We start from the raw sequence: 14,889 nt of genomic DNA, 5'->3' as shown, positions 1-14,889 counted from the left end.
CCGACTCAGGTCTGTTGACCCGGGGCGGGCCGTCGTGCACACTTGAGTCCGTTCCACTCAAGTCAGCTGGAGGAATCAACCATGGCACGTGCGGTCGGCATCGACCTGGGCACGACTAACTCCGTCGTCAGCGTTCTGGAGGGCGGCGAGCCCACCGTCATCACCAACGCCGAGGGTGCCAGGACCACGCCGTCCGTCGTCGCCTTCGCCAAGAACGGTGAGGTGCTCGTCGGCGAGGTCGCCAAGCGTCAGGCGGTCACGAACGTGGACCGGACCATCCGCTCGGTGAAGCGCCACATGGGCACCGACTGGAAGATCCAGCTCGACGGCAAGGACTTCAACCCGCAGCAGATCTCCGCGTTCATCCTGCAGAAGCTGAAGCGGGACGCCGAGGCCTACCTGGGCGAGAAGGTGACCGACGCGGTCATCACCGTCCCGGCGTACTTCAACGACTCCGAGCGTCAGGCGACCAAGGAGGCCGGTGAGATCGCCGGTCTGAACGTCCTGCGCATCGTCAACGAGCCGACCGCGGCCGCGCTGGCCTACGGCCTCGACAAGGACGACCAGACGATCCTCGTCTTCGACCTCGGTGGCGGTACCTTCGACGTCTCGCTGCTGGAGATCGGCGACGGTGTCGTCGAGGTGAAGGCCACCAACGGTGACAACCACCTCGGTGGTGACGACTGGGACCAGCGCGTCGTCGACTACCTGGTCAAGCAGTTCGCGGCCGGCCACGGCGTGGACCTCGGCAAGGACAAGATGGCCCTGCAGCGTCTGCGCGAGGCCGCCGAGAAGGCCAAGATCGAGCTGTCCTCCTCCACCGAGACCTCGATCAACCTGCCGTACATCACGGCGTCCGCCGAGGGCCCGCTGCACCTGGACGAGAAGCTCACCCGGGCTCAGTTCCAGCAGCTGACGGCCGACCTGCTGGAGCGCTGCAAGACGCCGTTCCACAACGTCATCAAGGACGCCGGCATCTCCATCAACGAGATCGACCACGTCGTCCTCGTCGGTGGCTCCACCCGTATGCCCGCCGTCGCCGAGCTCGTCAAGGAGCTGACCGGCGGCAAGGAGGCCAACAAGGGCGTGAACCCGGACGAGGTCGTCGCCATCGGCGCCTCGCTCCAGGCCGGTGTCCTCAAGGGCGAGGTCAAGGACGTCCTGCTGCTCGACGTCACCCCGCTGTCCCTCGGTATCGAGACCAAGGGCGGCATCATGACCAAGCTGATCGAGCGCAACACCACGATCCCGACCAAGCGCTCCGAGATCTTCACCACGGCCGAGGACAACCAGCCGTCGGTGCAGATCCAGGTCTACCAGGGCGAGCGCGAGATCGCGGCGTACAACAAGAAGCTCGGCATGTTCGAGCTGACCGGTCTCCCGCCGGCGCCGCGCGGCGTCCCGCAGATCGAGGTCTCCTTCGACATCGACGCCAACGGCATCATGCACGTCACGGCGAAGGACCTCGGCACCGGCAAGGAGCAGAAGATGACCGTCACCGGCGGCTCCTCGCTGCCGAAGGACGAGGTCGACCGGATGCGCCAGGAGGCCGAGCAGTACGCGGAGGAGGACCACCGCCGCCGCGAGGCCGCCGAGACCCGCAACCAGGGCGAGCAGCTCGTCTACCAGACCGAGAAGTTCCTCAAGGACAACGAGGACAAGGTCCCGGGCGAGATCAAGACCGAGGTCGAGGAGGCCGTCGCCGAGCTGAAGGAGAAGCTCAAGGGCGAGGACACCGCCGAGATCCGCACCGCCACCGAGAAGGTCGCGGCCGTCTCCCAGAAGCTGGGCCAGGCCATGTACGCCGACGCCCAGGCCGCACAGGCCGGCCCGGAGGGTGCCGCCGCCGGTGGCGCCAAGGCCGCCGACGACGACGTCGTGGACGCCGAGATCGTGGACGACGAGCGCAAGGACGGTGCCGCGTGACGGAGGAGACCCCGGGCTTCGAGGAGAAGCCCGACGTCCCCTCCGGCGCCACCTCCGACGACGCCGAGCCGAAGGCCGCCTCCTCCCAGGAGGGGGCGGCCCCGGCCGGGGACGGAAACGAAAGTGCCGGTCTGGTCGCCCAGCTGGACCAGGTGCGCACCGCGCTGCACGAGCGCACGGCGGACCTCCAGCGGCTCCAGGCCGAGTACCAGAACTACCGCCGCCGGGTCGAGCGGGACCGGATCACGGTCAAGGAGATCGCCATCGCGAACCTCCTGACCGAGCTCCTGCCCGTGCTCGACGACATCGGCCGCGCGCGGGAACACGGCGAACTGGTCGGCGGCTTCAAGTCGGTGGCCGAGTCGCTGGAGACCGTCGCGGCCAAGATGGGCCTGCAGCAGTTCGGCAAGGAGGGCGAGCCCTTCGACCCGACCATCCACGAGGCCCTGATGCACAGTTACGCGCCGGACGTCACGGAGACGACCTGCGTGGCGATCCTGCAGCCCGGGTATCGCATCGGCGAGCGCACCATCCGCCCCGCGCGGGTGGCCGTCGCCGAGCCGCAGCCCGGCGCGCAGACCGTCAAGGCCGAGGGCGCCGAGGACACCACCGAGGCGAAGCAGGCCGACGACAAGGAGAACGGTGGCCCGGACGAGGGCTGACGTGAAGACCACTGAGGGGAAGGAGGGACGTCGGGGATGAGCACCAAGGACTTCATCGAGAAGGACTACTACAAGGTCCTCGGCGTCCCCAAGGACGCCACCGAGGCCGAGATCAAGAAGGCGTACCGGAAGCTCGCCCGCGAGTTCCACCCGGACGCCAACAAGGGCAACGCCAAGGCCGAGGAGCGCTTCAAGGAGATCTCCGAGGCGAACGACGTCCTCGGCGACCCCAAGAAGCGCAAGGAGTACGACGAGGCTCGCGCCCTGTTCGGCAACGGCGGCTTCCGCCCCGGGCCGGGCGCCGGCGGCTCCTTCAACTTCGACCTGGGCGACCTCTTCGGAGGCGGCGGGACCACCACCCAGGGCGGAGGCTTCGGGGGCGGACTCGGTGACGTCTTCGGGGGCCTGTTCAACCGGGGCGGCACCGCCGGCACGCGGACCCAGCCCCGGCGCGGCCAGGACATCGAGTCCGAGGTCACGCTGAGCTTCACGGAGGCCATCGAGGGCGCCACGGTGCCCCTGCGGATGTCCTCCCAGGCGCCCTGCAAGGCCTGCTCGGGCACCGGCGACAAGAACGGCACACCGCGCGTGTGCCCGACCTGCGTCGGTACCGGGCAGGTCGCCCGGGGCTCCGGCGGCGGCTTCTCGCTCACCGACCCCTGCCCCGACTGCAAGGGCCGCGGCCTGATCGCCGAGCACCCCTGCATGGAGTGCAAGGGCAGCGGACGCGCCAAGTCCTCGCGCACCATGCAGGTCCGCATCCCGGCCGGGGTGACCGACGGCCAGCGCATCCGGCTGCGCGGCAAGGGCGCGCCCGGCGAGCGGGGCGGACCGGCGGGCGACCTCTACGTCGTCGTACACGTCGGCGAGCACCCGGTGTTCGGGCGCAAGGGCGACAACCTCACGGTGACCGTCCCGGTGACCTTCGCCGAGGCCGCGCTGGGCGGCGAGGTGCGGGTCCCCACCCTGGGCGGTCCGCCCGTCACCCTCAAACTGCCGCCCGGCACGCCCAACGGCCGCACCATGCGCGCCCGGGGCAAGGGCGCGGTCCGCAAGGACGGCACCCGCGGCGACCTGTTGGTCACCGTCGAGGTGCGTGTGCCCAAGGACGTGTCGGGGAAGGCTCGTGACGCGCTCGAGGCGTACCGCGAGGCGACCGCGGGCGAGGATCCGCGGGCGGAGCTGTTCGAGGCCGCGAAGGGAGACTGAGAGAGATGGACGGCCGTCGACGTAACCCGTATGAACTGACCGAGGAGACCCCGGTCTACGTCATCTCGGTGGCGGCCCAGCTCTCCGGACTCCACCCGCAGACGCTGCGCCAGTACGACCGCCTGGGCCTGGTCTCCCCCGACCGCACCGCGGGACGGGGCCGCCGCTACTCGGCCCGCGACATCGAACTGCTCCGCCAGGTGCAGCAGTTGTCGCAGGACGAGGGCATCAACCTGGCCGGCATCAAGCGCATCATCGAACTGGAGAACCAGGTCGCCGCCCTGCAGTCCCGCGTCGCGGAGCTGGAGGCGGCCCTGGACGGCGCGGCGGCCGCGATGCAGCAGCGCGAGGCCGCCGTCCACGCCTCCTACCGCCGCGACCTGGTCCCGTACCAGGAGGTCCAGCAGACCAGCGCGCTGGTGGTGTGGCGGCCGAAGCGGCAGCAGGACTGAGCAGGACCGAGCAGGACCGAGCGAACACGGTGAAGGGGCCCGCGGTCTTCCGCGAGCCCCTTCGGCTTGTCAGGAGCCGCTCGGCGCCTGGCTGGGTTCGTTCGGTCGTCTGGTCGAGTCGGGGAAGCGGCGCACCACTGCCGGTGATCACGACTCGCGGAGAACCCGGCTGGTTGCACCGATCTTTGCCGACCCATGAACTCCCTTTGAATGGAGGGTCCGTAAAGAGTGTTTGGAGGCGATTCCGCTCCTCCTTCACAGGGTCAGCCGAGCGTGGTGTTGCGGACTCGTTAAGTGATTCCGCTTGACGCCGGGTGGGGCCTCCGCGTTGTCTTTTCAGACACCTGGGTCGTATAGCAGCCCTACGTCCGGAACGCACCTGAAGTGAGCCCTCGAATGCGTCGTATCGCCATATCCGTGGCCACATCCACGATGACCCTCTCGCTCGCCGGTTGTGGCGTGTTGGGAGCAACGGGGGACGGCGCGAGCGCGAGCCCGAGCAAGGGCAACGACATCACCGTGGGCCTGCTGCTGCCGGAGAAGGCGAACACCCGTTACGACAAGTTCGACTACCCCATCATCAAGAACAAGGTGGCCGAACTCACCGGCAAGCAGGGCAAGGTCGAGTACGAAAACGCCGACGCGAACGCCTCCCAGCAGGCCTCGCAGATGCAGAAGATGATCGACGAGAAGGTCGACATCATCATGATCGACGCGGTCGACTCGCACGCCATCGCCCCCGAGGTGACGAAGGCCAAGGACGCGGGTATTCCGGTCATCGCCTACGACCGTCTCGCCGAGGGCCCGATCGACGCCTACGTCTCCTTCGACAACGAGCTCGTCGGCGAGGTGCAGGGCCGCACCCTGCTGGAGGCCCTCGGCTCGGCCGACAGCTCCCACAAGATCGTCATGGTGAACGGCTCGCCCACCGACCCGAACGCCAAGCAGTTCAAGCAGGGCGCGCTCTCCGAGCTGACCGGTCATGCGACGATCGCGGCGACGTACGACACCACGGACTGGAAGCCGGAGCTGGCCGAGACCGAGATGGCCAGGGCCATCAGCGCGATCGGCAAGAGCAACATCGCCGGCGTCTACGCCGCCAACGACGGCATGGCCGGCGGCGTCATCAAGGCCCTGAAGGCCGCCGGCGTCACGAGCCTGCCGCCGGTCACCGGCCAGGACGCGGAACTCGACGCCGTCCAGCGCATCGTGGCCGGTGAGCAGTACATGAGCGTCTACAAGGCCTACCCGGACGAGGCCGAGGCCGCCGCGCAGATGGCCGTCGCCAAGGTCCAGGGCAAGGACATCCAGTTCGACGCGCTCACCCAGGACAAGGTCGACAGCCCCACCACCAAGAGCATCCCGGCCAAGCTGATCCAGCCGGTCGCCCTGACCAAGAGCAACATCAAGTCCACGGTCGTCGCGGACGGCATCTACACCGTGGCCGACATCTGCACGCCCAAGTACAGGACGGCGTGCGCGGCGCTCAACCTGAAGTAGGGCACGAATCCCCGCGCCCGAAGGGGCGCGGGGCTGTGGCCGGCATGTGGCTTCCCGGCGGAGCGCGCCCGCCCCGCGCCACCCCCGTGGGCGCGGGGCGCGAGCCCGGACGGGATCCCTCGGGTTTGCCGGTGTGGCACCCGGGGGAAGTGGGACCAACGATGCCGTGACGCCGTCCGGGCCACCACCATCAGCTTGTTGCAATGCGAGGGGCGGAGCCTGCCCGATACTCGGACATAACACCGTTTAACGGCAGCCCCGTTGTGGTGAGCCGTGTTGCGGACCCGGTCGGCGCCGCGCATAGTTGCGCTGCGGAAGTGGCAGCACACCGGGGGTGAAATGGGCGATGGCCGGGCGCGGGGCGGAGGAACATCCACACGGTGCCGACCGACTGTGCGCGGCCGGCGACCGGATCTATTCCCGGGCCGTACGCCGGGGGCGCGTGTCGCGCACTGATGCCGAGGCGGTGCCCTGCCTGCTGGAACTGGCCCTGCTGCACCCGGACCCCGACGACATGGACTGGTTGGTGCCGACCTCCCCGCAGGAGGTCATGACCAGGCTGCTGCGCGGGGTCTACGACGAGGTCAGCGAGAGCCAGCGGCGGGTGGGCTCGGCGGTGGCCGCCTTCGAGTGGTACGCCGGACTCGGCCGTCAGCTGGGCGCACTGGCCGCACCGGCCGAAGGCAGTGCGATCCGGGTGCTGGACGGGCTCTCCCGGATCCAGGCCGCGATGGACGAGGCGACCGAGGCGTGCACGACCGAGGTGCTCACCGTGCAGCCCGGCGGCATCCGCCGGGAGGCCGAGCTGACCGAGGGGCTGCACCGGGCGCTGGCCCTGCGCGGCCGGGGCGTGCGCATGCGCGACCTGTACACGCATGTGGCCCGGCACGGCCAGGGCCTGCTGAACTACCTGGAGCTGATGGGCGGCACGGTGGAGGCCCGCACCCTGGACGAGGTGATCGACCGGCTGATCCTCTTCGACCGCACGGTGGCCTTCATCCCCGCCAACGCCGACCGCACGATGGCCCTGGAACTGCGTCACCCGGCTCTGGTCGAATACCTGGTGACGGTCTTCGAGCGGCTCTGGCGCCTCGCCATCCCGCTGACGGCCCCCCTCCCCGACACCGGCATCGAGGGCATCTCGCACCGCGAGCAGTCCATCGCCGCGCTGCTCGCCGAGGGCCACCAGGACGCGGTGATCGCCGAGCGGCTCGGCATCAGCGTGCGCACGTGCCGCGCCCACATCGCCCGGCTGTCGGAGACCCTCGGCGCGGCCAGCCGTACCCAGCTGGGCGTCCGGATCGCCCAGGTCGGCCTGGACGGCCACCGCGGGCCCGGCCTGCCGGCCGGCGCGCTCACGGTTCCTGATCAAGAATCCCCGAGCGTGCGATGAGATAGCCCAGCTGGGCCCGGCTGTCGCTGCCGAGGGTGGCGGCGAGTTTGGCGATGTGCAGGCGGGCGGTGCGGATGTTCATGCCCAGGCGGTCGGCGATGACGGCGTCGGTGTGTCCCTCGACCAGCAGGGCGGCGATGGCGCGCTGGCGGGGCGTGACGCCGTTCACCGACGGCGGCTGCACCGCCTTCGGGAACATCGGCGTGGCCAGCCGCCAGAGCCGGTCGAAGGTGGTGACGAAGTACTTGATCAGGGCCGGGTGGCGGACCTCCAGGGCGAGGGTGCCGTCCTCGTTGGCCGGGAGGAAGGCGATCTTGCGGTCGATGACGATGAGCCGGTCCGGCACCTCGTCCAGGCTGCGGGCCTCGGTGTCGCCGTGCCGGAAGTGCTCCAGCGGGCCGTACACGAGCGGCACATGGCGCAGGGTGTGCTGGTAGAGGACGCGGATGCGGCCGCCGCGGTCCAGCAGGGCCTGGTCGCGCAGGAAGGCGGCGTCGCGGGCCGCCTCGCCGCGCGCCCCGGTGAGGCCGGAGTGCGGCTGGATGGTCAGGGACTCCTCGGTGGCGTCGACCATCGCGTCGGTGATGGCCCGGTTGATCTGCTCGGTGCCGCTGAGCAGCCGCAGCATCGCCGGCCCGGTGCCGGTGCCGGGCGTCTGCCGTACGCCGATCCGCAGGAGCTGCCCGAACCGCTCCACCAGCCGGTCCTCGCGCCGCCGTTCCTCGGCGACCCGGGCCGCGGAGGCGCGCAGCAGCCGGTGCAGTGCCGCGGCGGGCGCGACCGGTTCGAGCAGGCCGACGTCGTCCAGGGCCGGGTGGAGCAGCCCGAAGTCGGTGAGACAGGGCACCTCGGCGGCCTCGCCGACGGGTATCCGGCCCTCCCGCAGGGCCCGCTCGTACACCTCCTCCCCGGCGGCGCACAACTCCTCGACCCCGTGTTCCCGGTGCGTCACCGGCCCGCCTCCCCCTGCTCGTCGAGGATCCCGGAGCGCCCGATGAGATAGCCCAGCTGGGCCCGGCTGTCGCTGCCGAGGGTGGCGGCGAGTTCGGCGATGTGCAGGCGGGCGGTGCGGATGTTCATGCCGAGCCTCTCCGCCATGTCGGCGTCGGTGTGGCCTTCGATCAGGAGGGCGGCGATGGCGCGCCGGCGGGGCGTGACGCCGTTCAGGGTGGGGGGCTGGGCGGCTTCGGGGTACATGGGGGTGGCCAGGCGCCAGAGGCGGTCGAAGGCGGTGGCGAGGAACTCGACGAGGGCGGGATGGCGGATCTCCAGGGCGAGGGTGCGGCCGGAGTCCGCCGGGATGCAGGCCACCGTGCGGTCCACGACGAGGAGGCGGTCGGTGATCTCGTCCAGGGTGCGGGCCCCGGCGGCGCCTCTCAGCTGCTCGTAGCGGGCGGCGACCGAGGGGGCGTGCCGGAGGGTGTGCTGGTAGAGGGTGCGGATACGGCCGCCGCGGTCGAGGAAGTCCTGGCAGCGGGCGAGTACCTCGGCACGCGCCTCGGCAGGCGTCCGGGTGTGACTCACGTGCGGCTGGACGGCGAGCAGTTCGCCGTGGCTGTCGGCCATGGCCCGGGCGATGGCCCGGCCGATGCCGGGGAATCCGGTGAGGACGGTGACCGCCGGCGGGTCGTCGGTCCCGGTGCGCCGGCCGTCGATCCGCAGCAGGGGTTCGAACAGCTCGGCCAGCCGGGCCTCGCGCCGCCGTTCGTCGGCGATGCGGTCCTCCGAGGCGCGCAGCAACCGGTGCAGGGCGACGGCGGGCGCGAGGGGCTCCGGTCTGTCCGGCGCCCCGGCCGACGGCCGCAGCAGGCCGAGACCGACCAGGCAGGGCGCCTCCTCGGCGTCCCCGGCGCGCAGGTGGCCGTCGCGCAGCGCGCGTGCGTACAGCGCCGCTGCCTCGGCGCACATCTCCTGCGCGCCGTGTGCCACATGTGTGGCCCGGGCCATCGTGCCCTCCCTCCCGGACTCAGAGGTCCTGGTCCAGGATCCCCGACTGCGCTATGAGAAAGCCCAGCTGGGCCCGGCTGCCGCTGCCCAGTGCCGTCGCGAGCTTGGCGATGTGGGCCCGGCAGGTGCGGACGTTCATGCCCAGGCGCCGGGCGATGGCCTCGTCCACGTGTCCCTCGACCAGCAGCTTGGCGATGGAGTGCTGGATCTCGGTGATGCCGTCGGGGGCGGTCTCGTAGGGGGCGCCGGCGCTCAGCGGGACGGCGCGGGCCCACATGAACTCGAAGACCTTGACCAGGTAGCGGACGAGCCCCGGATGCCGGAGTTCCAGGGCGATCTCCCCGTCGTCGCGCGTCGGGATGAAGGCCACGGTCTCGTCGCAGATGATCAGTCGCTCGACGAGTTCGTCGATGGTCCGGTACTCCACCTTGCCGTCGGTGAACTGGGCCACGTACGCGAGCGTCTCCGGGCTGTAGCGGGCCGGGTGCTGGTAGAGGGTGCGGATGCGGCAGCCGCGCTCGATCATCGGCCGGTCGCGCTCCAGTGCCTTGGTGAGGGTGTGCTCCAGGCGGCGGCGGCTCGGCTGGACGGTGAGCATCTCGGTCTGGCACTGGGAGGTGGCCAGATCCAGTGCCGCGTTGATCCGGTCGAGGCCCTCCAGCACGGTGATGGAGTGCGTGGTCGCCGTGGGCTGGGCACTGATGCTCATGAACGGCTCGAAGGCGTCGGCCAGTTCGACGGAGTGCCGCCTGCGCTGGCTGATCTCCTGCTCGATGGGGTTGAGCCGCTGGGCCAGGGCAATGGATGGGGGGACCGGGCGTAGCCAGTTCGGGTCGTCGGGGTCGGGATGAAGGAGGGCGAACTCCATCAAACACGGCGCGGGTTCCACCTCCGCACGGGCTAGGCGTCCCGTCCGGAGAGCGTTGCCGTACAGGCGGCGCCCGTCCTCGCACAGGTCGGTCAGCCCGTGGGGATGTGTCCGCTTAGTCTCATTTATCGCCAAATCTCCACCCCCCAGGGTCCTGAACGTGCAGGAACATGATGCATCGATTGTGTGGCCATGACGTGCCGGAATGGGCCATCGTCGTATTCGGACGGGGGAGAGGTGACCTTCAAATGAGGACGAAGCCGACTATGCATAAGAGAATGCTTCGCTCGGCGCTTGTCGCCGCCTTCTCCGCCGTGCTGGCCTTCGGAGTGATGACCGGTCATGCGGGCGCGAAGAGCGATGCCGCACAGGACAGCAGCTGGCTGGTCAAGGCCGCGCCCGGCGACAGCAGTTGGGTGATCGCGGCGTCCGCCGCCCCGGGCGACAGCTCGTGGCTTGCTCCTGCCGACAGCTCGTGGGTCGCCCCCGCCGACAGCAGTTGGGCTGTGCGGTCATGACCACCCCACCCGACGACCGGTCCTTCCGTCGCGAAATGGCCACGGCCTACCGCTCCGGCTGGCACTTCATCGACCTGGTCACCGCCATCCCCCACAGCGGTGACTCGCTGATGGTGACCGTGTTCGGTGAGCCGGTCGTCGTGACGCGGGACGAGGACGAGGACGTGCGGGCGTACCGGTGCCTGCGCAAGCCGCGCGGTGCGCCCCAGCCGGTGCGGTGTGCCGTCCGGTACGGAATGATCTTTGTGAACCTTGACCAGCGGGACCACCGGCTCGCCGAGCCGACGGACCAGAACCTCAGGACCATTTCAGCCACCCCCCGCAGTGCCTGACGCGATTCCCCCGTCGTAAAAGATCGCTCAGGTGCTTCCCCCCGCAGCGGCGTCACCGTGACCTGAACACGGTGACGCCGCTGCAGTTTCTGGGGATATTCCATGGCATGTGGCGGTATGGGACCGCCGCCAGGGTGGCTGAAAGTTTTCGGTCGTCTCAGTCGTTCCCCAGGGTCCGCTCGACCGCGATCTCGATCACCACGCGCGCCGGATTCGGCCTCGGTGTCCGCTCGTAGCGTTCGGCGTAGCGCCGTACCGCCTCCGCGACCCGTTCCGGTTCCGTGCGCACCCTCGCCCGCCCCTCCAGCGTGGCCCAGCGCCGGCCGTCCACCTGGCACACCGCGACCCGGGCACCCTCGGGCCCGGCCGCCAGGACGTTGCGGACCTTCGCGCTCGACCTGCCGGTGATCACCCGCGCCAGCCCGGCCTCCGCGTCGTACGTCACCCCCACCGGCACCATGTGCGGGCTGCCGTCGGGCCGGAGTGTCGTCAGGGTGCACAGGTGACGTTCTCGCCAGAACTGCAGGTACTGCTCGGAGTGCTTCGCCATGACCGCAACCTAGTCCCCGGCGAACGGGTCCCCGCGGCCTGGTCCCCGCAAGGCTTCCCTTCTACCTTGAGCGGAATAGACTCAACTTTGTGTACGCTGTCTAAGTCAGCAGTGGAGAGTGCGGCCGAGGAGGAGAACGGACAACGTGGACGCCGAGCTGACCAACAGGAGCCGGGACGCGATCAACGCGGCCGGCAACCGGGCCGTGACCGAGGGGCACCCGGACCTCACCCCTGCTCACCTGCTGCTGGCTCTGCTCCAGGGGCAGGACAACGAGAACATCACCGACCTGCTCGCGGCCGTCGAGGCCGACCAGGCCGCCGTGCGCGCGGGCGCCGAGAAGATCCTGGCCGCGCTGCCCAGCGTGACCGGATCCACGGTCGCGCCCCCGCAGCCGAACCGCGAGCTGCTGGCCGTGCTGGCCGACGCCGATGAACGCGCCAAGGACCTCGGTGACGAGTACCTGTCGACCGAGCACCTGCTCATCGGCATCGCCGCCAAGGGCGGCCGCGTCGCCGAACTGCTCCAGGCGCAGGGCGCCGACGCCAAGAAGCTGCTGGAGGCCTTCAAGAAGGCCAGGGGAGGACGCCGCGTGACCACCGCCGACCCCGAGGGCCAGTACAAGGCCCTGGAGAAGTTCGGCACGGACTTCACCGCCGCCGCCCGGGAGGGCCGGCTCGACCCGGTCATCGGCCGGGACCAGGAGATCCGGCGGGTCGTCCAGGTGCTGAGCCGCCGTACGAAGAACAACCCCGTCCTCATCGGTGAGCCGGGTGTCGGCAAGACCGCCGTGGTCGAGGGGCTCGCCCAGCGGATCGTCAAGGGTGACGTGCCCTCGTCGCTGAAGGACAAGCGGCTGGTCGCCCTCGACCTGGGCGCGATGGTGGCCGGCGCCAAGTACCGCGGCGAGTTCGAGGAGCGGCTGAAGGCCGTGCTGTCCGAGATCAAGGAGAGCGACGGCCAGATCATCACCTTCATCGACGAGCTGCACACCGTCGTCGGCGCCGGCGCCGGCGGCGACTCCGCCATGGACGCGGGCAACATGCTCAAGCCCATGCTGGCCCGCGGCGAGCTGCGCATGGTCGGCGCCACCACCCTGGACGAGTACCGGGAGCGGATCGAGAAGGACCCCGCGCTGGAGCGCCGCTTCCAGCAGGTGCTGGTCGCCGAGCCGACGGTGGAGGACACGATCGCGATCCTCCGCGGCCTCAAGGGCCGGTACGAGGCCCACCACAAGGTCCAGATCGCCGACAGCGCGCTGGTCGCGGCGGCCACCCTCTCCGACCGTTACATCACCTCCCGCTTCCTGCCCGACAAGGCCATCGACCTCGTCGACGAGTCCGCCTCCCGGCTGCGCATGGAGATCGACTCGTCCCCCGTCGAGATCGACGAACTCCAGCGCGCCGTCGACCGGCTGAAGATGGAGGAACTGGCGATCGCCAAGGAGACCGACCCGGCCTCCGTCGCCCGCCTGGACAAGCTGCGCCGCGACCTCGCCGACAAGGAGGAGGAACTGCGGCACCTCACCGCCCGCTGGGAGAAGGAGAAGCAGTCCCTCAACCGGGTCGGTGAGCTCAAGGAGCGCCTGGACGACCTGCGCGGCCAGGCCGAACGCGCCCAGCGCGACGGCGACTTCGACACCGCCGCCAAGCTGCTCTACGGCGAGATCCCGCAGCTGGAGAAGGAGTTGGAGGCCGCCTCCCAGGCCGAGGAGGAGGCCGCCAAGGACACCATGGTCAAGGAGGAGGTCGGCTCCGACGACATCGCCGACGTCGTCGCCGCCTGGACCGGCATCCCGGCCGGCCGCCTGCTGGAGGGCGAGACGCAGAAGCTGCTGCGCATGGAGGACGAGCTGGGCAAGCGGCTCATCGGCCAGAGCGAGGCCGTACGGGCCGTGTCGGACGCCGTACGACGCTCCCGCGCGGGCATCGCCGACCCCGACCGCCCCACCGGCTCCTTCCTCTTCCTCGGCCCGACCGGCGTCGGCAAGACCGAGCTGGCGAAGGCCCTGGCGGACTTCCTCTTCGACGACGAGCGGGCCATGGTCCGCATCGACATGTCGGAGTACGGCGAGAAGCACAGCGTGGCCCGGCTGGTCGGCGCGCCTCCCGGGTACGTCGGCTACGAGGAGGGCGGCCAGCTCACGGAGGCGATCCGCCGGCGCCCCTACTCCGTCGTCCTGCTGGACGAGGTGGAGAAGGCCCACCCCGAGGTCTTCGACATCCTGCTCCAGGTGCTGGACGACGGCCGCCTGACGGACGGCCAGGGCCGCACGGTCGACTTCCGCAACACCATCCTGGTGCTCACCTCCAACCTGGGCAGCCAGTTCCTGGTCGACCCGCTGACGTCCGAGGTGGAGAAGAAGGAGCAGGTCCTGGAGGCCGTCCGGGCGTCGTTCAAGCCGGAGTTCCTCAACCGGCTCGACGACCTGGTGGTCTTCTCGGCACTGACCAAGCCCGAGCTGGAGCGGATCGCCCAGCTCCAGATCGACCGCCTCGGCAAGCGGCTGGCCGAGCGGCGCCTGACCCTTCAGGTCACCCCGCAGGCGCTGGCCTGGCTCGCGGAGGAGGGCCTGGACCCGGCCTACGGCGCCCGCCCGCTGCGCCGCCTGGTCCAGACCGCCATCGGCGACCGCCTCGCCAAGGAGATCCTCGCCGGCGAGATCAAGGACGGCGACACGGTCCGCGTCGACCGCTTCGGCGAGGGCCTGCTGGTGGGGCCGGCGACCGGGAAGACGCTGTGACGCCCACACGGTGAACGCCGGGAACCGTACGGGGGTCCGGACCGGGCCCTCGTACGGGAAATGCGCCGCGGTCACCACGACCGGAGCCCGCTTTTCCGGCGCCCGCCCCGCCATGCCGGCCCTCACCCGTCCACCGGCCGGCCACCCGACCAGCCGGATCCTGTCGGCCAAAGGCTGACAGGATCCGCCAGGGCTTGCCACCCCCCTCCCCGCATGGGGGAGGATGGCGGAATCCGCATGAAGGGAAATTCACGGTGAGCATCGACCCGTCCTCGATTCCGAACTTCGGGGGCCAGCCCGAACCGCAGCCCCAAGGACCGGCGGGCCCCGTCGTCCCGGATCAGGATCTTGTGAAGCAGCTCCTCGACCAGATGGAGCTGAAGTACGTCGTCGACGAGGAGGGTGACCTCGCCGCTCCGTGGGAGCAGTTCCGCACGTACTTCATGTTCCGGGGAGAGGCCGAGCAGGCGGTCTTCTCGGTGCGGACGTTCTACGACCGCCCCCACAAGATCGACGAGAAGCCGCAGCTGCTGGAGTCCGTCGACGACTGGAACCGCCGCACCCTGTGGCCCAAGGTGTACACCCACACCCACGACGACGGCACCGTCCGTCTGATCGGCGAGGCCCAGATGCTGATCGGCACGGGCGTCGACATCAACCACTTCGTCTCCTCGACCGTCAGCTGGGTGCGGGCTGCGATCGAGTTCGACCGGTGGCTCGTCGAGCAGCTCGGCCTGGAGCAGGAGGTCAACGAGGCGGACAAGCCCGAGGGCGAGGACGAGTAACCCC

General features: G+C 70.1%; 14 protein-coding genes. 10 read left to right on the top strand and 4 right to left on the bottom strand.

Annotated elements, in window-relative coordinates; genetic code table 11:
• Nucleotides 1–81 precede the first annotated feature (81 nt).
• From dnaK to LMU33_RS17955, 6 genes are all read left to right on the top strand, one after another.
• Entirely contained in the window at nt 82–1,926 is a 1,845-nt protein-coding gene (dnaK, locus tag LMU33_RS17980) for a molecular chaperone DnaK (protein WP_228621403.1), read from the top strand.
• Entirely contained in the window at nt 1,923–2,588 is a 666-nt protein-coding gene (grpE, locus tag LMU33_RS17975; RefSeq protein WP_228621402.1) for a nucleotide exchange factor GrpE, read from the top strand. The genes dnaK and grpE overlap by 4 nt, the downstream gene beginning before the upstream one ends.
• Before the next feature lie 36 nt (nt 2,589–2,624).
• The gene (gene dnaJ, locus LMU33_RS17970) at nt 2,625–3,797 is read left to right on the top strand and encodes a molecular chaperone DnaJ (RefSeq protein ID WP_228621401.1); all 1,173 of its coding nucleotides are present in this window, start codon (nt 2,625–2,627) and stop codon (nt 3,795–3,797) included.
• A gap of 5 nt (nt 3,798–3,802) precedes the next feature.
• Nucleotides 3,803–4,249, top strand: a complete 447-nt coding sequence (locus LMU33_RS17965; RefSeq protein ID WP_228621400.1) for a heat shock protein transcriptional repressor HspR — start codon at nt 3,803–3,805, stop codon at nt 4,247–4,249.
• Nucleotides 4,250–4,645: 396 nt separating this feature from the next.
• Nucleotides 4,646–5,749, top strand: a complete 1,104-nt coding sequence (locus LMU33_RS17960; protein WP_228621399.1) for a sugar ABC transporter substrate-binding protein — start codon at nt 4,646–4,648, stop codon at nt 5,747–5,749.
• A 346-nt stretch (nt 5,750–6,095) separates the two neighbouring features.
• On the top strand, nt 6,096–7,142 hold the full coding sequence (locus LMU33_RS17955; protein WP_228621398.1) for a helix-turn-helix transcriptional regulator: 1,047 nt from the start codon (nt 6,096–6,098) through the stop codon (nt 7,140–7,142).
• On the opposite strand, the gene LMU33_RS17950 is transcribed toward LMU33_RS17955, so the two are convergent.
• Genes LMU33_RS17950 through LMU33_RS17940 form a run of 3 tightly spaced genes read right to left on the bottom strand, consistent with a single transcriptional unit; the run spans nt 7,105 to nt 9,957 of the window.
• Entirely contained in the window at nt 7,105–8,094 is a 990-nt protein-coding gene (locus LMU33_RS17950; protein ID WP_228621397.1) for a helix-turn-helix transcriptional regulator, read from the bottom strand. The genes LMU33_RS17955 and LMU33_RS17950 overlap by 38 nt on opposite strands.
• Nucleotides 8,091–9,089 (bottom strand): helix-turn-helix transcriptional regulator, encoded by a 999-nt coding sequence (locus tag LMU33_RS17945; RefSeq protein WP_228621396.1) that lies wholly within the window; start codon nt 9,087–9,089, stop codon nt 8,091–8,093. Before LMU33_RS17945 ends, LMU33_RS17950 begins: the two co-directional genes overlap by 4 nt.
• 19 nt (nt 9,090–9,108) lie before the next feature.
• Entirely contained in the window at nt 9,109–9,957 is an 849-nt protein-coding gene (locus LMU33_RS17940) for a helix-turn-helix domain-containing protein (protein WP_228621395.1), read from the bottom strand.
• Nucleotides 9,958–10,223: 266 nt separating this feature from the next.
• Here LMU33_RS17940 and LMU33_RS17935 point away from each other — a divergent pair, with 266 nt between their 5' ends.
• Together LMU33_RS17935 and LMU33_RS17930 are read left to right on the top strand one after the other, a co-directional pair.
• Nucleotides 10,224–10,475, top strand: a complete 252-nt coding sequence (locus LMU33_RS17935; protein WP_228621394.1) for a hypothetical protein — start codon at nt 10,224–10,226, stop codon at nt 10,473–10,475.
• The gene (locus LMU33_RS17930; RefSeq protein ID WP_228621393.1) at nt 10,472–10,807 is read left to right on the top strand and encodes a Rieske (2Fe-2S) protein; all 336 of its coding nucleotides are present in this window, start codon (nt 10,472–10,474) and stop codon (nt 10,805–10,807) included. The genes LMU33_RS17935 and LMU33_RS17930 overlap by 4 nt, the downstream gene beginning before the upstream one ends.
• A 157-nt stretch (nt 10,808–10,964) precedes the next feature.
• Here the strand turns inward: LMU33_RS17930 and LMU33_RS17925 are convergent, their stop codons facing one another.
• Entirely contained in the window at nt 10,965–11,357 is a 393-nt protein-coding gene (locus LMU33_RS17925) for a pyridoxamine 5'-phosphate oxidase family protein (RefSeq protein ID WP_228621392.1), read from the bottom strand.
• Nucleotides 11,358–11,502: 145 nt separating this feature from the next.
• Here LMU33_RS17925 and clpB point away from each other — a divergent pair, with 145 nt between their 5' ends.
• Together clpB and LMU33_RS17915 are read left to right on the top strand one after the other, a co-directional pair.
• Complete coding sequence (clpB, locus tag LMU33_RS17920) at nt 11,503–14,100, top strand: ATP-dependent chaperone ClpB (protein ID WP_228621391.1); 2,598 nt, start codon at nt 11,503–11,505, stop codon at nt 14,098–14,100.
• 254 nt (nt 14,101–14,354) lie between these two features.
• A complete protein-coding gene (locus LMU33_RS17915; RefSeq protein ID WP_228621390.1) occupies nt 14,355–14,885 on the top strand; it encodes a type III secretion system chaperone family protein in 531 nt (176 codons plus the stop codon).
• Nucleotides 14,886–14,889 lie beyond the last annotated feature (4 nt).

This window comes from Streptomyces barringtoniae, from assembly GCF_020819595.1.
Classification (GTDB): domain Bacteria; phylum Actinomycetota; class Actinomycetes; order Streptomycetales; family Streptomycetaceae; genus Streptomyces; species Streptomyces barringtoniae.
This window is presented reverse-complemented; position numbering and strand designations above follow the sequence as displayed.